General features: G+C 66.1%; 17 protein-coding genes and 2 tRNA genes. 3 read left to right on the plus strand and 16 right to left on the minus strand.

Annotation, left to right across the window (positions count from 1 at the left end; genetic code table 11):
• Positions 1–13: 13 nt before the first annotated feature.
• Positions 14–949, minus strand: coding sequence for a lipoyl synthase (gene lipA, locus V6M48_RS00360; RefSeq protein ID WP_332810567.1), 936 nt, complete (start codon positions 947–949; stop codon positions 14–16).
• Positions 950–1,034: 85 nt separating this feature from the next.
• Between lipA and V6M48_RS00365 the strand changes: the two genes are divergently transcribed.
• The gene (locus tag V6M48_RS00365) at positions 1,035–1,667 is read left to right on the plus strand and encodes a carbonic anhydrase (RefSeq protein ID WP_332810532.1); all 633 of its coding nucleotides are present in this window, start codon (positions 1,035–1,037) and stop codon (positions 1,665–1,667) included.
• Between the two features lie 146 nt (positions 1,668–1,813).
• Entirely contained in the window at positions 1,814–2,383 is a 570-nt protein-coding gene (locus tag V6M48_RS00370) for a PAS domain-containing protein (protein ID WP_332810533.1), read from the plus strand.
• A gap of 57 nt (positions 2,384–2,440) precedes the next feature.
• Here the strand turns inward: V6M48_RS00370 and V6M48_RS00375 are convergent, their stop codons facing one another.
• Both V6M48_RS00375 and ettA read right to left on the minus strand, forming a co-directional pair.
• A complete protein-coding gene (locus tag V6M48_RS00375) occupies positions 2,441–2,782 on the minus strand; it encodes a hypothetical protein (protein ID WP_332810534.1) in 342 nt (113 codons plus the stop codon).
• A 175-nt stretch (positions 2,783–2,957) separates the two neighbouring features.
• Positions 2,958–4,637: an energy-dependent translational throttle protein EttA gene (gene ettA, locus V6M48_RS00380; protein ID WP_332810535.1), complete on the minus strand. Its 1,680-nt coding sequence runs from the start codon at positions 4,635–4,637 to the stop codon at positions 2,958–2,960.
• Positions 4,638–4,735: 98 nt separating this feature from the next.
• On the opposite strand from ettA, the gene V6M48_RS00385 reads away from it, so the two are divergent.
• Positions 4,736–6,100, plus strand: a complete 1,365-nt coding sequence (locus V6M48_RS00385) for a M20/M25/M40 family metallo-hydrolase (protein WP_332810536.1) — start codon at positions 4,736–4,738, stop codon at positions 6,098–6,100.
• Positions 6,101–6,159: 59 nt separating this feature from the next.
• Here the strand turns inward: V6M48_RS00385 and V6M48_RS00390 are convergent, their stop codons facing one another.
• The 13 genes from V6M48_RS00390 to V6M48_RS00450 form a co-directional block, all read right to left on the minus strand.
• A complete protein-coding gene (locus tag V6M48_RS00390; RefSeq protein ID WP_332810537.1) occupies positions 6,160–6,879 on the minus strand; it encodes a sulfite exporter TauE/SafE family protein in 720 nt (239 codons plus the stop codon).
• A 249-nt stretch (positions 6,880–7,128) separates the two neighbouring features.
• On the minus strand, positions 7,129–8,187 hold the full coding sequence (locus V6M48_RS00395) for a hypothetical protein (protein WP_332810538.1): 1,059 nt from the start codon (positions 8,185–8,187) through the stop codon (positions 7,129–7,131).
• Positions 8,156–9,538 carry a Dyp-type peroxidase gene (locus V6M48_RS00400; protein ID WP_332810539.1) on the minus strand — a complete coding sequence of 461 codons (1,383 nt, stop codon included), beginning with the start codon at positions 9,536–9,538 and terminating at the stop codon, positions 8,156–8,158. The genes V6M48_RS00395 and V6M48_RS00400 overlap by 32 nt, the downstream gene beginning before the upstream one ends.
• A 12-nt stretch (positions 9,539–9,550) precedes the next feature.
• On the minus strand, positions 9,551–10,156 hold the full coding sequence (locus tag V6M48_RS00405; protein WP_332810540.1) for a hypothetical protein: 606 nt from the start codon (positions 10,154–10,156) through the stop codon (positions 9,551–9,553).
• A gap of 27 nt (positions 10,157–10,183) precedes the next feature.
• Entirely contained in the window at positions 10,184–10,954 is a 771-nt protein-coding gene (locus V6M48_RS00410) for a transporter (RefSeq protein WP_332810541.1), read from the minus strand.
• A gap of 762 nt (positions 10,955–11,716) precedes the next feature.
• Positions 11,717–12,214, minus strand: coding sequence for a hypothetical protein (locus V6M48_RS00415; RefSeq protein WP_332810542.1), 498 nt, complete (start codon positions 12,212–12,214; stop codon positions 11,717–11,719).
• 142 nt (positions 12,215–12,356) lie between these two features.
• Positions 12,357–12,433: transfer RNA gene (locus V6M48_RS00420), tRNA-Pro, on the minus strand.
• Between the two features lie 82 nt (positions 12,434–12,515).
• Positions 12,516–16,157 (minus strand): trifunctional transcriptional regulator/proline dehydrogenase/L-glutamate gamma-semialdehyde dehydrogenase, encoded by a 3,642-nt coding sequence (gene putA, locus V6M48_RS00425; RefSeq protein WP_443019018.1) that lies wholly within the window; start codon positions 16,155–16,157, stop codon positions 12,516–12,518.
• Between the two features lie 55 nt (positions 16,158–16,212).
• Positions 16,213–16,599, minus strand: a complete 387-nt coding sequence (locus tag V6M48_RS00430; RefSeq protein ID WP_332810543.1) for a hypothetical protein — start codon at positions 16,597–16,599, stop codon at positions 16,213–16,215.
• 80 nt (positions 16,600–16,679) lie between these two features.
• A tRNA-Ile gene (locus V6M48_RS00435) sits at positions 16,680–16,754 on the minus strand.
• Positions 16,755–16,812: 58 nt separating this feature from the next.
• Entirely contained in the window at positions 16,813–17,850 is a 1,038-nt protein-coding gene (locus V6M48_RS00440) for a polysaccharide deacetylase family protein (RefSeq protein WP_332810544.1), read from the minus strand.
• A gap of 26 nt (positions 17,851–17,876) precedes the next feature.
• Positions 17,877–19,547: a sensor histidine kinase gene (locus tag V6M48_RS00445; protein ID WP_332810545.1), complete on the minus strand. Its 1,671-nt coding sequence runs from the start codon at positions 19,545–19,547 to the stop codon at positions 17,877–17,879.
• Positions 19,548–19,839: 292 nt separating this feature from the next.
• On the minus strand, positions 19,840–21,072 hold the full coding sequence (locus V6M48_RS00450; protein WP_332810546.1) for a tetratricopeptide repeat protein: 1,233 nt from the start codon (positions 21,070–21,072) through the stop codon (positions 19,840–19,842).
• Positions 21,073–21,174 lie beyond the last annotated feature (102 nt).

Here is a 21,174-nt window from a genome sequence, read left to right on the forward strand (position 1 = left end):
CCCTTCGTGCCCCTCAAGACGCAGTGGCCGGCAGCTTCGCCGCGATCTTGAGATCGCGCGCCGCCTTCATCTTCGCGAAATCGTCGCCGGCGTGATAGCTCGACCGGGTCAGCGGTGTCGCGGCCACGAGCAGGAAGCCCTTGGCGCGCGCAATCGCGGCATAGGCCGCGAACGCCTGCGGCGTGACGAACTCCTCGACGCTGGCATGGCGCGGCGTCGGCTGCAGATATTGGCCCATCGTCAGGAAATCGACGTCGGCCGAGCGCATGTCGTCCATCACTTGGTGCACCTCGAGCCGTTGCTCGCCGAGCCCGACCATCACGCCCGATTTGGTGAAGATCGTCGGATCGTGCCGCTTGACGCTCTCGAGCAGGCGCAGCGAGGCATAATAACGCGCGCCCGGCCGAATCGTCGGGTAGAGGCGCGGCACCGTCTCGAGATTGTGATTGTAGACATCCGGGCGCGCGGTGACGATCGCCTCGACCGCGGCCTCGGACTTGTTGCGGAAATCGGGCGTCAAGATCTCGATCGTGGTCGACGGCGTGGCGCGGCGAAGCGCCTCGATGACCTTGACGAACTGGCTCGCGCCGCCGTCGGGCAGGTCGTCGCGGTCGACCGAGGTGACGACGATATGCTCGAGCCCCAATTCGGCCGCCGCGACGGCGACATGCTCTGGCTCGAGCGGATCGACCGCGCGCGGCATGCCGGTCTTGACGTTGCAGAAGGCGCAGGCACGCGTGCAGGTGTCGCCGAGGATCATCACCGTCGCATGCTTCTTGGTCCAGCATTCGCCGATGTTCGGGCACGCCGCTTCCTCGCACACCGTGGCAAGGTTGAGCCGGCGCATCAGCGCCCTGGTCTGGGCAAAGCCGGTGCTGGTCGGCGCCTTCACCCTTATCCATTCGGGTTTGCGCACGCGGGGCGGAGCGATCGGAGCGGCCTCTGACATCAGCGCGAGATAGCGATCCGCGCGGCGACTTGCCACCCCCGCTTTGCTCTCCTAACGGGCGCGAGACTCATTGAGGGAGCGTCGAATGGCGGATTTCAGCGACCTTCTTTCCGGCTATCGCCGTTTCCGGCAAACCGGCTGGAAGCACGAGCGCGACCGCTGGGCGGCGCTTGCCGAGGGGCAATCGCCCAAGGTGATGGTGATCGCCTGCTCCGACAGCCGGGTCGATCCGGCGACGATCTTCGACACCTCGCCCGGCGAGATGTTCGTCGTCCGCAACATCGCCAACCTCGTTCCGCCGTTCGAGGTCGGCGGCGGACGGCATGGCGTCTCGGCCGCGCTCGAATTTGCCGTCACCCAACTCGAGGTTCCGGAGATCGTGGTGATGGGGCATGGCCAGTGCGGCGGCGTCGATGCCGCTCTGTCGCGCCGCCTCGAGCATGCGCCGCCCGGAGCGGGCGGCTTCATCGCGCATTGGATCGACCTGCTCGACGAGGCGCGCGACCGGATCACGGCCGAGCTCGGCACCGGCCCCGAAGCGCTGCACGCGCTGGAGCTCGAGACGGTCCGCCTCAGCCTTCAGAATCTGCGCACCTTCGCCGCGATCCGCGAGCGCGAGGCGGCGGGCAAATTGGCGCTGCACGGCGCCTATTTCGCGATCGCCGACGGGCGGCTCCACCTGCTCGACGAAGCAAGCGGCGAGTTCAGCCCCGCCTGAGCGCGGCTTGCGCGATCGGAGACACGACAGGGCATTGCGGCGGCTTTGTGCTTTTTTGACAACGGCCGGGTCTCGGAGCGGAACCCAAGCAGTTGATCCACGTTAAGCAGCCCGGGGGAAATCTATCTGTCCAAGCCGAATCACCGATGCACGTAGCAACCGTAAAACCGGAAGAAATCGTCTCTGCCGCCATGGCGGCGATGCGCCAGCAATCGGCGCCGCTCGACTTCCTCGATGACGTTCCGGCTGCGGTCTACACGACCGATGGCGCCGGGCGGATTACCTATTTCAACCGCGCATGCATCTCGCTGGCCGGGCGGACCCCGGTCGCCGGTGAGGACCAATGGTGCGTCACCTGGAAGCTCTACGGCGAGAACGGCGAGTTCATCCCCCACGATCGCTGCCCGATGGCCGTCGCGATCACCGAGAAACGCCCGGTGCGAGGCGTGGAGGCGGTCGCCGAACGCCCCGACGGCAGCCGGATATCGTTCCGGCCGTTCCCCACACCGCTGCTCGACGAGCAGGGCGAGGTCGTCGGTGCGGTCAACGTGCTGCTCGCGACGACCGATCGCCGCCAAGCCGATTATCTGCGGACCCAGGCCCAGCGCTGCCGCCGTCTCGCGCGCTCGATCGACGATCGCGCCGCTGCGGCCACGTTGCTGCGGCTGGCCGAAGATTATGAGGAAAAAGCAGGCAGTCTCGATCGACTGCACTGATCCGTAGCCGATGCGGGCTCGACGGGGGCTGCGGCGCAGCCCCCGCTCTCGCTTCGTTCAACAGCCTCTGTTGTAATCGTAGATCCGGTCGCCGCGGCCATCGACATAATAGCAATAGCCCTGGCTGTCCCGGTACCACCGGCGGTCGTTCGCGGTCGCAGCACCGATCGCCGCGCCCGCAACCGCGCCCACCGCGGCACCCTCGACGGGAGTGACGCCATCGACGGCAGCGCCGAAGCCTGCGCCGACAGCACCGCCGATCGCTGCACCGGCCGCGGCGCGGCCGAGCTGATCGTCGTTGGTGCTGTACCTGTTGCCGTAGCGATCGGTGGACGTCGCGCACGCGCCGAGCGAAAGGCTCGCCGCCAGGATTGTCACGATCTGCACTGATTTACGCATAACGAACTCCTCCAACATGATGCGGAGGCGGTGCGCGAGACGCCGGGAAATCCATGGCAGGAGGTCCATGCGCATCGGCATCGCCCCGTGCCAAGTCGAAGAACGACAGGTCGGTGCTTTCGTTCCGGTGGTGAAGCGCACGGGGGCCGGGCACATCGGCCGGGCCGCGCCCACTTTAGCGGGTGAGCTTCCGATAGGTCATGCGATGCGGGCGGGTGGCCTCGTCGCCGAGCCGGCGCAACTTGTCTTCCTCGTAGGATTCGAAATTGCCTTCGAACCATTCGACGTGGCTGTCGCCTTCGAACGCCAGGATGTGAGTCGCCAGCCGATCGAGGAAGAAGCGGTCGTGGCTGATCACGACCGCGCAGCCGGCGAAGTTCTCGAGCGCATCCTCGAGCGCCCGCAACGTCTCGACGTCGAGGTCGTTGGTCGGCTCGTCGAGCAAAAGGACGTTGCCGCCCTCCTTGAGCATCTTCGCCATATGGACGCGATTGCGCTCGCCGCCCGACAATTGGCCGACCTTCTTCTGCTGATCCGACCCTTTGAAGTTGAATGCGCCGACATAGGCGCGGCTGGCGATCTCGTGCTTGCCGAAGCGGAAGACGTCGGCGCCGCCGGACACTTCCTCCCAGACGTTCTTGGTCGGGCTGAGCGCATCGCGGCTCTGATCGACGTAGCCCAGATGGACGGTCTCGCCGATGCGGATGCTGCCGCTGTCGGGTTGCTCGACGCCGGTGATCAGCTTGAACAAGGTGGTCTTGCCCGCGCCGTTGGGCCCGATGACGCCGACGATGCCGCCGGGCGGCAGGCTGAAGGTCAGGTCCTCGAACAGCAATTTGTCGCCATAGGCCTTCGACAGACCCTTCGCCTCGATCACGGTGCCGCCGAGCCGCTCGGGCACCTGGATCAGGATCTGCGCCTTGCCCGGGGTGCGGTTCTCCTGCGCCTCGACCAGCTCGTCGAACGCCCGGATGCGGGCCTTGGACTTGGTCTGGCGCGCCTTGGGCGAACGCCGGATCCAGTCGAGCTCCTCCTGGATCGCCTTTTGCTTGCCCGCGTCCTCGCGCTCTTCCTGCTCGAGCCTCTTGGCCTTCTTTTCGAGATAGCCCGAATAATTGCTCTCGTAGATGTAATAGCGGCCGCGATCGAGCTCGAGCACCCAGTTCACGACATTGTCGAGAAAGTAGCGGTCGTGGGTGACGAGGATAACGTTGCCCTTATAATCGACGAGGTGCCGCTCGAGCCACGCGACGCTTTCGGCATCGAGGTGGTTGGTCGGCTCGTCGAGCAGCAGGATGTCGGGCTTGGCCAGCAGCAGGCGCGTCAGCGCGACTCGGCGCTTCTCGCCGCCCGAGAGGCTGGCGACCTGGCTGTCGCCCGGCGGGCAGCGCAAGGCGTCCATCGCCAGCTCGAGCTGGTTGTCCAAGGACCAGCCATCGACCGCGTCGATCTTTTCCTGAAGCTCGCCCATTTCGGTCATCAGCGCGTCGAAGTCGGCATCCTCAGGCGGATCCGCCATCAGGTTGGAGATTTCGTTGAAGCGGTCGACGAGGTCGGCGACCGGCCGGACGCCCTCCATGACGTTTTCCTTGACCGTCTTGGTCGGATCGAGCTCGGGCTCCTGCTCGAGATAGCCGACGCGGATCCCGTCGCCGGGCCAGGCTTCCCCCGAAAATTCGGTGTCGCGGCCGGCCATGATCTTCATCAAGGTCGATTTGCCCGAGCCGTTCGGCCCAATGATCGCGATCTTGGCGTCCGGATAGAATTGCAGATTGATGTTGTTGAGCACGGGCTTGGGCGCGCCCGGAAAGGTTTTCGTCATGTTCTTCATGACGTAGCTATACTGTGCGGCCATGGTGGCGCGTCTCTCCATGAGGATGTACGGAATTGCCGCCGCCCTACCCTCGTTCACCGCCATTGGCAAACCATCCAGCTGCTTGTAATCGCTCGGCGATGCGCGCGATCGTTCCGTTGCTTCTCTTGCTGCTCGGGGCGCCGCAAACGGCATCGGCGCGATCAGGCGGCGCGGCGACCGCCGCCGGGACCGCAGACGCGGTCGCATGGGATATCATCGAGGGGCTGACCACCGAAGTCGGCCCGAGGCCTGCCGGAACCGAAGCGGAGGCACGGGCGCGGCGCTGGGCAGTCGCCAAGCTCAAAGCACTCGGCTTCAGCAACGTCCATGTCGAGGAATTTCGGATGCCGGTCTGGGTGCGCGGCGCCGAGACTGCCGAGATCGTCTCGCCTTTTCCGCAGAAGATGGCGGTGACGGCGCTCGGCTCGAGCGCATCGACCGGCGAGGCCGGGATCATTGCGGAGGTGATCGGTTTCATGGGCCTCGAAGCCTTGCGTGCCGCGCCGGCGGGAAGCCTCACCGGCAAGATCGCCTTCATCGACCACGCGATGCAGCCGACCCAGGACGGCTCGGGCTATAGCGCGTTCGGGCCGGTCCGGTTCGAGGGACCTGCGATCGCCGCCGCAAAGGGCGCCGCGGCGGTGGTGATCCGCTCGGTCGGCACCGACCACCATCGCAATCCGCACGCCGGGCAGACCTATTTTCCGGCCGGCGTTAGGGCCATCCCTGCCGGGGCGCTGTCCGTCCCCGACGCCGAGAATCTGCAGCGCATGCTCACCCGCGGCAAGCCGGTGACGATGCGGCTGGTGCTGACGCCCCGCAATCTGGCCGACCAGCCGTCGGGCAATGTCGTCGCCGAGGTGCCAGGCAGCGACCCAAAGGCCGGAACCGTGCTGATCGGCGGCCACCTCGACAGCTGGGATCTCGGCACGGGCGCGGTCGACGATGGCGCCGGCCTCGCGATCACCACCGCGGGCGCCAAGGCGATGCTCGCGGGTCCACGCCGGCCACGGCGGACGATCCGAATCGTCTGGTGGGGCGCCGAGGAAGTCGGCGGGTTCGGCGGCAACGCCTATTTCGACCGTCACCGTGACGAGAATGTGGTGCTGGTCGCGGAAGCCGATTTCGGCGCGGACCGCGTCTGGCGCTTCCAGCACGGCTTCGCCGCGACGAACAATGACCTGGCCGATCGGATCGCGGCTGCGCTCGCGCCGCTCGGCATCGCACGCTCAGATGATCCGGCGGACGGGGGCGCCGACGTCGATAAATGGGTCAAGAGCGGGGTCGCGGTCGTCGATCTCGACCAGGACGGAACACGCTATTTCGACCTTCACCACACGCCCGATGACACGCTCGACAAGATCGATCCTGTGCAACTGCGGCAGAATGTCGCGGCGTGGACCGCATTGCTGTCGATCGTGGCCAATGACCCCGGCCCGATCGCGCGCCGCCAGCCGCAATGATCCAGGTCGATCCAGCATGACCTCACGCCTTGCGATCCTGCTGGCCGCCCAGCGGCTTCTCAGCTGAAGATGAGCTTGGCGCCGGCGATCACGAGAACAAAGCCCAGCGCCTGCAACAATCGCTGGGTCGGCAGGATCGACAGGCCCAGCCTGGTGCCGATCAAGGCCCCGGTCACGACGGCGGCCATGAAATAGGGCAATTCGCGCGGCAGCCCGCCGACGCTGCTGAGATTGCCGGCAAGCCCCGCAATCGACACGCACAGAATGAAGGCGGCGGATATCCCGGATGTCTTGCGCACCGACTCCCAGCCGAAGAACAGGATCAACGGGCTGAGGAAGATGCCGCCGCCGGTTCCCGTCAGGCCGGACAGAAATCCGATGCCGGCGCCGCTCCCGATCGCGAGGATCGGCGGTGGAGGCTTCGGCGCTTCGGCCGAGCCAAGCGGCGTCGGCCACAAGAAGCGCAGCGCCGCGATCCACAGCACCAGTCCCACGATCGGGCGATAGGTGCTGCCGGGCAAGCTGATCCCGCCGGCGACGAAGGCGGCCGGGACCGCGCCGAGCACAAACAGCACGAGCAGCCTCGGGTTGATCTGGCCGGCACGCACGAAGCGAAAGGTCGTCAGGCTCGCGACGATGATGTTCAGGACCAGCGCCGTAGGCCGCATCGTCGCCGGCGCCACCGCGAACAGCGCCATGATCGCGAGATAGCCGGAAGCACCTGCGTGGCCCACCGAGGTATAGAGCGCCGCCGCCAGCGCCATCAGCGCCGCGACCATCAGGATCGTGGAGGTGTCCATGTTCGAGATCACGCCCCCGGGTCGCGCCAAGCTACGGCAGAAGTTGCTGCGGGGAACAGCCGTATCGCCGAACGGCCTCGTGTGGAAGAAACCCCAGTCGCCGGGGTCAGAATGGTCGGGAGAGAGGCACCCGATCAATTTTTTACTCTTGCCAAGTCACTGAGAACATCGCGTTGCCGCTAAACGCGAAGTCTCGACTGCCCCTGGAGCGGCCTTCATGGAGCCACGTCAGTGCGCCATTTGGGGTTCGCGGACGAGCCGCGTCGTTTCGTGTCGACCTGGCATCAGGGCCACATTCCGCCAGAACTTCTCGAGGCTTGCCGTGCCCCCGAACAGGGTCGTGAAATGAGTTGAATCGACCAGCACGATGTCGCCAGCTCGGTCACCTTCCGGTGGCATCCAAAGTACGATGTTGAACTCGGTATTCCCTGCGGCGGTGAATGGATGGGGCCGCTCCAGATTGATCGGCTGGCGGGCGAGTACGCGTATGCGGTCGCTGCCTGGCTCCGTTACCTCATAGTGCGGCAAATGGGGGTGGAAATTGAGGGTCGGAACGCCCTCGAGCAGCCCGAGCCCGTCCGCTTCAGGGAACTTGGTCAGTGGCGCGATGTCGCCATCCTTACGGGCCGGATGCAATCCCCAGACATTGTGCACCGGAACGCCGAGCCCGGCCATCAAATCACGCGTATAGGTCGTGAAGCGCTGCTGGCGCGGGACCAGCGCATCGCCATGGTGGAGATACTCTATCTGCCGCTGGTCAAAGTCGTCGGTAAAGCCGACGTCGTGATGCGGCGCCAAGAGCAGGCAGGTGCCGTCGCGCTTCAGCCATTTGCCGATTGCTTCGATCTCGGCTGGATCGGCCTTCTCGTCGCCGGGAAGGTGGTCGAGCCCGAACACCATTAAAGTGTCGCAATCGTCGAGAATTCGCTCGTCGATCGGCTGGCGGAATCCCGCCTGGTCGACCCGCTGGAACACCGCGACGGGATGGCCGGTGCATTCCTCGGCAACGCGCTGAAAGCTCAGCGCCGAAGTGTGAAACAGCTCGAGCGTCCCGTCGATCCCCTGCAGGAAGCCGTCGATCTGATATTGCGGCGTTTCATAGGCCGGCCACAGTACATTGCGGACCTCGGTGAAGGTCGAGAACCGATTCTCCAACAAAGCTGGATTGCGCTGGACCTCCCACGGGTAGCTCCACGTCCAGTAGATGCTGATCCGGCGCTTGCCGGGAGTTAAGGGTCGCGAGACGTGCTTTTGATTATACGTCCGTGCCGACGGGGACTGTGCCATGGCAAATTCCCTCCTTTTGGTGGGTCGCCCGGGCGTCGCCGCCGAGCTTGGTCAGATAGGAAAGCGCCTTGATCCCAGGCAGGAAGAAGTAGGCGCCCCCCCTGACTGTGGTGAAGGCGGGAAGCCCAGTGATCTTCTTGCGGATTGGCCGCCTGGGGATCTTATATTCCAGCGTCCCGTCCTGGTTGCCGATGATCGGATCGCGCTCGTTGCCCAGTTCGTGGAAATTCTTGTCGTTGATCCAGACGTTCTGGGCGAATTCGAATTGGCGGATCAGGCTCGCGCAAATGACGAAGGCGGCGATTCCCCGCTCGACGCCGTCGTCGGGACGACCTTCGGGCAGGTGCGGGCCGTAGGTGGCACCGCGGCGGATCATCCGGCGGCGGTTCATGTTGACCCCCGTGTCGCGCGGATTCATGCGCCGGATGTGCGAGCCGAGCGGGACCGCATAGCCGTGCGGATCCTTGTCCTTATAGTTGAAGTCGTTGGACCTGCTGAGGTCGGCACCGAGTTCCGGGTCGTCCTTGTCGGGCGCCAGGGTCAGCGGAGCGCCGCTACGCCACCGCCCCATCAGCTTGGCGGCGATCAGTTCCTGCTCTTCGGTTGTCGAGGCATGCTCGGCGAGGAAATCGCGAAACCTGCCAACATGCTCTTCAAGCCGGCGATAGGCCAGATAGCTGCCGTTGCGTGACAGGATTTCGGGCTGCGGCATCGGATAGGGTTGCCCGCTCTCGTCGGGATAGCCGAGGATGAACTCCCCGGCCTTGAGCGGTCCGCCGGAACCGGCATAGGGTATGTCCTCGGTGCCTTCGATCACCGGTTGCGACAGCCGGTCGCGATATCCGAAATGATCGTGCGCGAATTCAAATGGCGGAGTCGCTTCGAGTGCCAGTGTCGAAATGACCCGGACACCTGCGCAGCGCTCCAACAGTGCGGCGTGGGTATCGTCGCAACGATCGCGCTCTGCAGCGTCGCGCGCGAACAGGATCGCGATGGCATGGAGGTCCGGGCTGGCGCCGCCGTCACGCCAGTGATCGGGATGACTCTCGCCGGTATCGCCCAGCACTTCCGCCCGGGCCGCCATCCCCTGCTTAAACTCCTCCGGGAAGCTCGCCAGCGACGCCTCGTCGACTCCGAGGCGCCGCAGGCCGTTCCAGGTGAAGGCGACGGTTACCCAGCGTTTGTCCGCTTCCGTAACCCCGACCGTCGCGGCGGACCGGACGGTCGACAAAATCTCCGATAGCCAGGCCCGGCCGCTGGCGGCATCCGCGAACGACATGAAATCATATCGCCCCGTGAGCGCCGGCGTCCGGGTCAGGAGAATGTGCTGGATGTCGTCGAGTTCGAGCATGATGCCGCTCCCCTACATCTGCATGTTGTCGAGAACCTCGGCGAGGCCGTTCTTCACCGCCAGCGCGCTCTTCACCTCCTTTGAGGAGACATAGGAATATTCGGCATATTCCAGGAAGCTCGGGCAATGGTGGTCGCGCACGAATTGGACGAACGCCGCCGGATTGGTCTTCCAATCCGTCGGAAATCCCACGAGATTCTCGAACGACGTGCTGAGGCCGACCGACGAGAAGATGTTGACCGCGTCCTCGGTATATTTGTCGAAATCGGTGTCGAAGATTCCCTGGTACATGAAGTAGGTGTCGCCCTTGATGTCGAACATCACCCACCTCAGCGTGTGGAGCTTCAGGACATCGAGAACATCGGGCGTCGCAGCGACGGCTTTCTCGAGGGTGCGTGCATATTCGTACAAATTCTCCTCATGGCCGGGTTTGACCTGCGCGATGATCGTAAAGCCGTAATTGACCGGCGTGCGCGGGTAGGTCGGACCGAAGCGGCCCTGCTCCACCTTGTCCGGAAAATAGCCGCCCTTTGGGATCGCCATGGCCGATTGCCGGCCCTTCACCTTCTCCGCAGGGAGTGCATTTGAGACGGGCGGTTTTTCGAGGGTGGTTGCCATTGATTTTCTCCTTTGAAGAGGCTGGTTTCACAGCACGAACCCCAGGATGGCGCGCGCCATCCAGCCATTGGGGCCATGTTCGTTGCGGCTGACGACGCCGCCGTAGCTGAGCCGCAGTGACGCCCTGCGGCTCAGCGCGAAGGTGCCGGTAGCGCCGAGCGACAGCGCACTCTGAAAATTGCCGGCGTCGATGCCGTCGACCTCGACTTCGCCGCCTCGACGCCAAAGCAGATCGAGGGATGCCCAGAAATTCTCGTGGAAGCCGCGGGTGAGGTGACCTTCCAGAGTGAAGAGCGGCTTCTGCTTGGTCTGCTCCGCGCCGAGCGGGTCTTCATTCTTGCCGTAGAAGGTCACCGTCGGCATGAGCTCGACGGTCATCAGTTGCCGATCGCTCATCCGCTCGCCGATCGCGTAGACGATTGGCGCGCCCAACCTCAGCGCGAAGCGGTTGGCACCGATATTGATCGAACGAGACTCGCTATATTTCCCAGTCGGAAAGAAGATTTTGGCGAGCAGGTTCACCGCCAAACCGGGCGGATGATTGCCATAATCGGCCGGCGAAAGTGATGGGGTTCCATGGACGCCCAGCACGAAGCCGAGCTGGGCGTCGCCAAACCCCGAAATGGATTTCGGGGCGCCGTCGCCGGGCATCGTCGCCTCGGCTTCGATCCGGCTCATCGGAACCACCAGGAAAAGGAACGACTGACCGTCCAGGACAGTGAGCGCCTGGACGAACTGGAAAACCAGCAAGTTTGTATTGAGATCATCCTCGGCGACCGTCCCAGGGTCGACCGCCAAATTGCTTCGCAGCAAATGCCCCCTCGCAGAGGCGATTGTCGTGCCCTGGGGAACCATCATGTAAAGCCGCGCGCCGTCGTCCTGTGCCCAAGTCGGGGATGCGAAGAATATGGGTACAAGACACAGCAAAGCGCGCAGAAAGCGTGGGACAGCGCAGCCTTGTATTCGGACGCACCATAGTCCTTGCGGGAAACCGCCACGATCTCGCACCTTCTGTATCTTTCGCGCTCCAGCAGAATTCAACTTGCGCTTGGTCCTGCGGCGTCAATATCGGTGATTCACCCTAGAAAGGGCTGGAAGCGCACCCGATGCTGGGAGAAGCGAGTGACCGATTTGCGGAAATCCGCCGCCTGCTAATCAAAACGAATAGCGAGGCAGCTTTGCGGTAGCGAAGAGTGGAGGAGCCGACGGCCCGCAGACGGCCTGTTCCGGTAGAGCGCTAAGCGCCAGTCCCAGCTCTGAGGGCGTTCGCGTGCGTGCCGAGCGGAAACCCGACGCGCTGCAAAGCACCTAGAGCGGGATGCGCGATATCTGGATCACGCATCCCGCTCTAATCCTCTGTTACCGCATCACTTGCTGCGCAAAACCGGTTCCCACTTTTGCGCACGATGCTCTAGCTTCGGCCGGACGGCTTCAATCCTGTCCGAGGCAGCGCGGATCATCACACCGGCACCAGCAGCGGCGGCCCCGCCCCGCGCATCCTGCCACGGCAACGCGATCGGCGGCGATCATGGCAATTGCCGCAAAGAGTCTCATGCCAACTCAGTTCGGGAGGATGAACGTTTCGGTGGAGCTCGATGTCTCGGAGTATTTTGTTGTGACGCTCACCTCCGGCCCCTCTATCTTGTAGGTAATGATCTCATCCATTGGTGCGGTACGCCAACGACCCTTTCCGCTCTGAGGGCCGAAAGCTTCGATTGTGCGCAAAATCACGCGGTTGCCTATCACCCGACACTCATTCGTCCAGACTTTGCCATCACTGGCATCGGCGTAGCGGACTTGCACAAGCTCGCCGCTGTTCCCGCTGACTTTCACGATATCGGGGTCATGATCGTTGAGGGCGGCAACCGTTGCTCGGCAGACTCTCGCCAAATCGGGAGCAGCGAGCTTGTCGGCCCCTGCGACCGCAGCGGGATCGGTCGGCTGCGGAGCGGTCGCTTCTGTCGGTGCGGTGTACGTCTCCTCCGCTGGACCACATTGAGCCAGAGCGATGGAGGACGCCAGCAGGAAGGCGCCGCGAGACATTGTCTTGTTACGCATCCCCAATCGTTAGCGCGTCGAACCGCCGAGGTCGATTGCTCCCCGCTCCCGTGAGTTCAACGGCGCGCTTTCTTCACACCAAGCGCGCGGCCGACGCGATCGATGTGATCGCTCGCAAGCGTCACGTGTATCTTGGGGAGAATGGTCGGGGAGACAGGATTCGAACCTGCGACCCTCTGCTCCCAAAGCAGATGCGCTACCAGGCTGCGCTACTCCCCGACGAGCGTGGTCAAAGCCTATTTCTCAGCGCGTTGCCAGATCAAAATGCGAAACGGCGTGCGCGACCGCCGCCGCCATGCCGTCAAGCGATCGTCATCAAGCTGGCGTTGCCGCCCGCGGCCGTGGTGTTGATCGACGTCGTGACCTCCTCACACAGCCATTCCAGCCGATAGGCGGGCCCGGCGGCGCACCGCTCGGGACTTGCGGCCTGGGTCAGCACCAGCGGCCCTCCCCTCTCCGCGATCGCGCGAAGCGTCGTGATCACCCGGTCGGGCGCGCCCTCGACCAGCGCCCCGGCGACAGGCTCGCTCGAAAATTCGACCAGCCGCGCGCGGACGCTGTCCGGCGCGTCGCGGAGCGCCTGCATCAAGGATGGCGGCGCGTCGATCATCGCGCGATTGCCGGTCGCGAGCACCGCGCCGAGCTGATCGAACAGCCCCTGCAAAGTCTCGGGCCGGAGCAGGATCGGGCCGCGTGGCTCGAGCGCGTAGAGGTTGCGCTCGCCGACCGGACCGGGAAGCTCCGCCGTATAGCCGACCGGTGAGGCAGAACCGTAAGCGCGTGCCTTGGCCGCGGCTTCCCCCTCCCCTTTGGCTTCGAGCCAGACGGCATAATCGAGCAAGGCTGGAGCCGGGCCGTTGTGCTGCCTAGCAAGTGGCTCGCCCGAGGGATCGGTGACCAGCCGCTCGAGATAGAGCGGCCCGCCGGCCTTGGGGCCGGTGCCCGAAAGCCCGCGCCCGCCGAACGGCTGCACGCCGACCACCGCGCCGATCATGTTGCGATTGACGTAGAGATTGCCCGCCTCGATCTTCGAGGTGACATGCGCGATCGTCTCGTCGAGCCGGCTGTGGAGGCCGAAGGTGAGCCCGTAGCCGGTCGCGTTGATCTCCTCGATCAAGGAGTCGATCGCATCGCGTCGGTAGCGGACGACGTGCAGCACCGGGCCGAAAATCTCGCCAGGCAAGTCCGACACCTTGTCGAGCACGATGATCGTCGGCGCGACGAACGTGCCGTGGGCCGCCTCGGGGCCGAGCGGAAGCCGGTGCACCGGACGCCCCAGCGCGCGCATCGCCGAGACGTGGCGCTCGATCGCGGCGGCGGCCTCGGCGTCGATCACCGGGCCGACATCGACGGCGAGGCGATCGGGGCGGCCGATCGCAAGCTCGGCGAGCGCGCCTTCGAGCATCTCGATGATGCGATCGGCGACTTCATCCTGCAGGCACAGGATGCGCAGCGCCGAGCAGCGCTGGCCGGCGCTGTCGAACGCGGAGGCGATCACGTCGGCGACGACCTGCTCCGCCAGCGCCGAGGAATCGACGATCATCGCGTTCGCGCCGCCGGTCTCGGCGATCAACGGGATCGGCTTGCCCGCCGGCGAGAGCCGTTCGGCGAGCTGGGCCTGGATCAGCCGCGCGACCTCGGTCGAGCCGGTGAAGATCACGCCCGCGACCTCGGGCGCGGCGACGAGCGAGGCACCGATCGCGCCGTCGCCGGGGACGAACTGGAGCGCATCGTCCGGGATGCCCGCCGCGTGCAGCAGGCGCACCGCCTCGGCGGCGATCAGCGGGCTCTGCTCGGCGGGCTTGGCGAGCACCGCATTGCCCGCGGCGAGCGCGGCGGCGATCTGGCCGGTGAAGATGGCGAGCGGGAAGTTCCACGGGCTGATCGCCACCACCGCGCCGAGCGGCGATTGCCCGTCCTCAAGCCGGAGGCGCGCCTGCGCGGCATAATAACGCAGGAAGTCGATCGCCTCGCGCACTTCGGAAATGGCGTCGGCTGTGGTTCGCCCAGCCTCGCGGATGATCAGGCCGGCCAGGACCGGCATCCGCGCCTGCAGGACATCGGCGGCACGTTCGAGGCAGGCGGCGCGATCGGGCACCGCGACGTCGCGCCAAGCCGACGCGGCAGCCCGTGCGACCGCGAGCCTGGCCTCGTCCGGTGTCGCTTCGGTCACATGCCCGACGACATCGCGGTGATCGGCGGGATTGAGCACCGCGCGCGGGCTGCCGGAGGCGCCGGGCGGCGCAGCCATCCACTCGATCGCCACGCTCGCCCGAAGGCCCTCCCCGAGCGCCTCGAGCGCGCTTTCGTCGCTGAGGTCGATTCCCCTGGAATTGGGGCGATCCGGATAAAGCTCGGCAGGCAGCCTGATCAAAGGATGCGGCGCGCCGGGCACTTCCATAGCGCGCACCGTCTCGACCGGATCGGCGATCAGCGCGTCGATCGGCACCTCGCGGTCAGCGATGCGGTGGACGAACGAGCTGTTCGCGCCATTCTCCAGCAGGCGCCGGACGAGATAGGCGAGCAATGTCTCGTGCGTGCCGACCGGCGCGTAGATGCGGCACGGCCGGTTCAGCCCGCCCGGACCGACGACCTCCTCGTACAGCGGCTCGCCCATGCCGTGCAGGCACTGGAACTCGTAATCGCCTTGCTCGAAACCGGGCCCGGCCAGATGATAGATGGTGGCGAGGGTTTGGGCGTTGTGGGTGGCGAATTGCGGGAAGACCGCATCCTTGGCGGCGATCAGCTTTCGCGCGCAGGCGATATAAGCGACGTCGGTATGGGCCTTGCGGGTATAGACCGGGAAGTCGGCCAGCCCGTCGACCTGCGCGCGCTTGATCTCGGCGTCCCAATAGGCGCCCTTGACCAGCCGCACCATGATCCGCCTCCCCGAGCGGCGCGCGAGGTCGACGAGATAGTCGATCACGTAGGGGCAGCGCTTGCCATAGGCCTGGACGACGAAACCCAGTCCGTTCCAGCCCGCCAGGTCCGGATCGAGCGCGAGGCTCTCGAGCAGGTCGAGCGACAGCTCGAGCCGATCGGCTTCCTCGGCGTCGATGTTGAGCCCGATGTCGTAGGATCTGGCCGTCATCGCGAGTGCCTTCACCCGCGGCAGCAGCTCGCTCATCACCCGCTCCGCCTGAGCGCGCGCGTACCGCGGATGAAGCGCCGACAATTTGATCGAGATGCCGGGTCCCGCCAGCACGCCGCGCCCCGCGGCGGCCTTGCCGATCGCATGCACCGCGCTTTGATAGGCGCGATCGTAGCGCACCGCGTCGGCCGCCGTCGCCGCCGCCTCGCCCAGCATGTCGTAGGAATAAGTGAAGCCCTTGGCTTCCATGGCGCGGGCGCGGCGCAACGCCTCGTCGATCGTCTCGCCGGTGACGAACTGCTCGCCCATCATCCGCATCGCCATGTCGACGCCGCGCCGTACGACCGGCTCGCCCGCCCGCGCGATCAGGCGGGTGAGCGCCGCCGCGAGACCGCTGTCGTTGACGCTCGCCGAGAGCTTGCCGGTGACGACCAGACCCCATGTCGCGGCGTTGACGAACAAGGATTGATCGCCGCGCAGATGCGATTTCCAGTCGCCTGCAGCGATCTTGTCGCGGATCAGGGCATCGCGGGTCGCGGTGTCGGGTATCCGCAGCAGCGCTTCCGCGAGGCACATCAGGGCAACGCCCTCCTGGCTCGAAAGCGCATATTCCTGGACCAGCCCTTCGACGCCGCCACCGTCATTCTTGGCCCGCAACGCCGTCACCAGCGCCCGCGCCGTCGCGGCGACGTCGGCGCGCAAGGCGTCGGGCAGGCTTGCCGCTTCGATCAGGCCGGGCAGGCAATCGGGCTCGGGGCGGCGCGCGGCGGCGGTGATCGCGCGGCGCAGCGGCCCCTGCTCGCGGATCGGCGGGGCGAAGGCGGCGAACGGCGGAAGAGTCTCGGTCATCATGGCGATATAGTGGTTGGGCGCGTGGCGATCAGCCTGCGACCGAGCAGCGAGCCGCTCAGGATGCCACGGCGACGGCGGCCAAAATTGCTCCGAGGATGCTGAGGCCGGAGATGGCGAGAAGCCATTTCCTGAGGACCTGCACCTCGTGGATCAATACATTATTGGCCTCCGCGAGGCTGCTGATCAGCTCGGTCGCTGCGATCAGCTCGCTGTTCAGCACGCCGACTTTTTTCTCGAGAAGGAGCAACGCTGCCGCAGTCTGGTCGTCGATGCTGCCATTGGCTGGCGAAGGGGCGTCGTCGGGCGCCAGATCGGCGCTTTGATTACGGCCCGACGATCGCGTCATGCGAACCAGCTTCTGTGCCGCATCGAAGATGCGGGGACCGTTCTTGATCAGGAGCGGCCACGGTATGAGTCCGATAAGGGCGGTCGGCGCCGGCATATGGCTCCCCTGTGTGAATGTCGTTGCAACGTCATGCCATGGACGGGATGGCGCGGTCAAAGCGGGCGATGGCGGAAGATTGGTGGGCCCGGAGGGATTCGAACCCCCAACCAAGCCGTTATGAGCGGCCGGCTCTACCGTTGAGCTACAGGCCCCAACCGTGAGCGTTGCGGATAGCGGAGGCCTCGCGCGCTTGGCAAGCGGGCTGGCCGGTCACGCCGCCGGCGCAGGCCGCGTCGCTTCGGCGGCGGCGAGCACCTCCTCGATCGAGGCGGGCGTGACGCCGCGCCTGGCGAGGAAGTCGAACACACCGTCCCACCAGGCGTGGAAGCGAGCCAGGTCCGCAGCGTCGCGCACATAGGGGGTATGGCCGGGCTCGACCGTCGGCGAATGGAACGAGATGCTGAGGATCTGCGCATCGTCGTCAAGCAGCAGCGCGATCGCTGCGAGCACGTCGGCGAGCGGCATATCTTCGGGGCTGAGCGCGACTCTCGCGAGGAGCCCGCTGCGCGCGAGCAGCCCGCGCAGCCGCGGCACCCGCGCCGAGGCCGGATAAAGCGAACCGCCGAGGCGGCGCAGGCGCCCCGTGAAGGCCGCGCTCAGCGGCACCTCGAGGAGGCGTCCGTCGCCGACCCAATAGGGCTGCGGCCGCACGCGTGAGAAGTCGGGCCCGCCCCCCGCTTTGTAATCGAACAGCGCGCGGACCGAGACGTCGACCTTGTAGCCGGCCTCGTGGAGCAGCGCGGCGCTGTGCTCGCCGACGCCGTAGCGGCCGGCGCGGTAGACCGTGGGGTGTTCCCCGAACGCTTTGTCGATCGCTTCGGTCAGCGCGGCGAGCTTCGCGCGCTGCAGCGCCAGCGGCAGATTGCCGGTGAAGCTGTTATAGGGCGTGACCTGTTCGTCGAACGGCGGATTGACCCAGGGATGAAGCTGCGTCCCGATCGTGCATTCGCCGTCTTCGCGCCACGCCCGCAGCATCGCGACGCTGGCGGCATCGCTGACGATCGGATGATCGATCAGATAGACGGGCTTCACCCCGGCGGCGCGCAGCCGCGCGTGCATCGCCGGCATCGCCCGCATCGCGCTGGTCGCGCGATTGTCGCGGCTGAGCGGCTTGCCCCAGTCGAACTCTTCTTCGGTGTCGATGAAGATGGTGAAGCGTCGTCCGAACGTCTCCGGCAGCCGAATATAGCAATGCTCATCCGGCGGCGCGTCGAGCCGGACGTACCCTGCCGATTGATTCTGGGCCATGCCGGGCAAGGCAGTCGGCGCCGCGCTCAGCCGCCCTGCCCCAGCGAGCGGCCGGCGGGCTCGAGCGGCGGCAGGTAGAGGAAGAAATGCTGGTCGCCGATGATCAGCGCGCCGCCCGCCGCCTCGGCGAGGTTGCGCACCAGCCGCAGCGCGAAGCCAAGCCCGAGCGCGGGCGCGCCCGGCCAGTCGCCGTCGGGACTGTAGCCGGGATCGAGCAACGCCGCCTCGTCGAGCTCGGCGATCGCCTGCGGGCGGTCGAGCGCGAGGCAGAGCATCTCCTGGCCGGCGATCTGCCCCATCGTCATCGCCGCGGCGATCGCCTCGCCTTCCTGCGCGAGCCCGATCGTCGCCGCGAGCATCCGCGCGATCATCCGCTCGGCGGTGGCCGGCTCGACCTTGGCGGGCGGGAGATCGGGCATGGCCTCGATCGTGATCGTCGAATTGCGCTCGCCCGCGACCATTTGATAGGAATCGTGCAGTCGGTAGAGCAATGCGACCGCGTCGACCGAGCTTTCATCGAGCACCAGCCGGCTGGTCGAAATCCGCGCCGCCGTGTCGAGATCGTCGACCGCGGAAAGCAATTTGCCGGCCTGCTCCATGATCTCCTTGGCGCGAGAGCGATAGGGCGCGCCCGCCGGGCCCATATATTGGCCGTCGATCAGTTCGGCAAAGCCCGCGATCGCGTTGAGCGGGGTGCGCAGCTCGTGGATGAGCTGGCGCAACGCATCGGCAGAGACGTCCGTCCCGAACAGGCCGGGCGAACTCGCTTCGTTCGAATGGGCACGCGCGACCTCGTCGACGCGCGGGCGGCGCGCGCTGCCGCGATAGCCGAGGAAATTCCCACGGCGCGGGTCGAAGAACGGAACGCCCGAGATGCGCCAGTCGCCCGAGACTGCGCCGGCGCCGACCACGCTGAACCGCGCATCGCGGAAAGGCGCCCTCTTCTCGAACGCGCCCGCCGCCTGGCCATCGACGCCGAACTGGCCGCGATCGGCGATGGTCGCGATCGTCTGGCCGATCAGCGGCCCGCGCGGCGCATCCTCGACCCAGATGATCACGCCGTCCGCGCCGGTCTCCCAGCGGAACGCCTCGACCGGCGCGACGGCAGGCCCGCCGCTTTCGCCTGCGGCTTCCGAGCGGCGCTTGCGCTCGCGGAATTCCTCGATGCGCGCGACCAGCTCGCGGATCTGCGCCTCGCCGCCCTCGGCGGCCGGGTTGAGGCCAACGCCGGCAAGCCTTCCCGCTTCAGGTGCGATCGTCCCGGCGAGGACGAAGTCGCTCGAGCCGAATGCGGCGAGTGCCTGGGTGACCTGGTGCGGCAGATCGCGGCGGTGCCGCAACAGCGCGCGCGCGGTCGGCCCCATCGCCGGCAGCACGTCGAGCCATTCCTCGGCGGAAAGCCGCGCGGTGGCGATGATCGGCGTCGCGATGGCGGGATGATCTTCACCGAAGAATCGGATCAGGAGCGGCGATACGCGCCGCCCGGCAAGCGCGCGCGCGATCTCGGTGCGAACCCGGCCATCGATCTCGCTGCGGTGATGGCGCAGGAATGCGAGCGCCTCATCGACCTCGCGGCTCCCAAGATGCTCGCGGCGCTGCGCGAGCAGGTCGACGAGCTGGCGCCATTTCGCCGCGCGCGCGGCGGCATTTGCAGCCGGCTGCGCCAGGACTGTCGCGAGCGTATCGTCGAAACGCACCAGGCCTCCCACTCCCTCCACCAACGAAGTCAGGAGCCTCGCCTCCCGGTGCTGCTGCCCGGCGCGAGTCCGCCCGAGCGACGCCCCCGATCGTTAACGCGCCTCTAACCGTGGCGAAAGCGGCAAAACCGGCCCGTTGCAATATGGGACGCGGCAGATCGAAGGTCTGAGGCGTCCAGTTCCGCGCGGCAGCCGACCGCCGCCTGCCAGCCACGAAAGCAGCCACGAAAAAGGCAAAAAAAAGGGGCGCCGGACCTGATCCGACGCCCCCTTTCTTAGCCGGTTTCGGGGTTCAGGCGCGCTGCGACAGCCACAGCATCCAGAAATTCGCGAGCTCGGCGCGCGCGCCGCTCACGTTGCGGAACGCCGCTTGCGCCTCGGCCTTCTGCCCGGACAGCGCGAGCGCCATGCCTAGGCGCATGTTGGCGAGGCTGGTGTCGACACCGCCCTTCTGCAGCGCCATACGGTAGAAGCTTATCGCCTTGGCGAAATCGCCATAGCCGTAATAGACATCGCCAAGGTCGAGCGCCGCGGCGCCGGTCGCGGACGCAGTGGCTTTCTTCTCGAGCCCCGGAAGCGTGCTCTTGTCTTCGGCGATCTTGCTGTTGGCGGCCGTCCGCAGCTGCGCGAACGGAGCCTTCGTCGGCTCGAACATCTTGGCGGCCACGCCTTCATCGAGCAGCGCCTTGACCTCGCCCGGATAGCCCGAGCGGTCGAGGGTGTTGGCCAGCTCGGCATAATCGCGTTCGCCCGCGAGCGCCTTGGCCGCCCGCATCAGACGGCGCGTGTCGAGCGTGGTCGTGCGATCCGGCTGCGCCAGATCGATGTAGATCAGCAGCGAATCACGCCAGTTGGTCGGGTTCGGATAGGCGGTGATCAGGTCGCGGCTGGCCTTGATGCTCTGCGGCACGAGCCGGCCCTGATAGGCGAGCGCGAGCACCCTTTTGTACCAATTCTCCGGAATCGTCGTCCCGGCGGCCTTGCGAATGCCGATCGAACGATCGAGCATCGTCACCGCCTCGGGGAACCTCTTCTGGCGGGCGCGCAGCTCGGCCAAGGTGGCAAGCGCGTCGGGATCGTTGGGGTTCATCTGGGTGAGCTGGTTCAGCGCATTCTCGGCCTTGGCGAAGTTGTTCGCTTCGAACGCCAGCCCGGCCTGGTTCTTCAACAGCTCGGGGAGCGCATCGGCCGGCGCGGCGCCGCTCGCGATCAAGGCGTCGATCGCTTGCGACTGCATCTGCTTGTTGCTCAACAGGCCGCCGAGCTGAAGCTGCAGCGCGGCGACCGAATATTTCGCGTCAGCGCCCTTGGCGGCGGCTTGTGCGGCCGCAAGCGCGGTGGTTGCGGCGGCGGTATCCTTCTTCTGCACCGCGGTCTGAAGCGCAACCAGTGTCTCGCGTTCCGGCTTGCTCAAGCTGAGGCTGCGCTGCGCCGACTTCTTCTGCGCAACGGCAGGCGTCGTGACCAGCGAAGCGCCGCACAACACAAGCGCCGCGCCCAGTGCAGCATGCGAAATCAACTTCATCGTAGCTCCCTCCTAATCGCGTCGCGCAACCGCGATCGCCTGAAATTCACCAATATGTGCCGCTCTCTAACGACAATCGCCGGGGCTTGCTAGGGCGGCCGC

Source organism: Sphingomonas sp., from assembly GCF_036677245.1.
In the GTDB taxonomy this organism is placed as follows: Bacteria; Pseudomonadota; Alphaproteobacteria; order Sphingomonadales; family Sphingomonadaceae; genus Allosphingosinicella.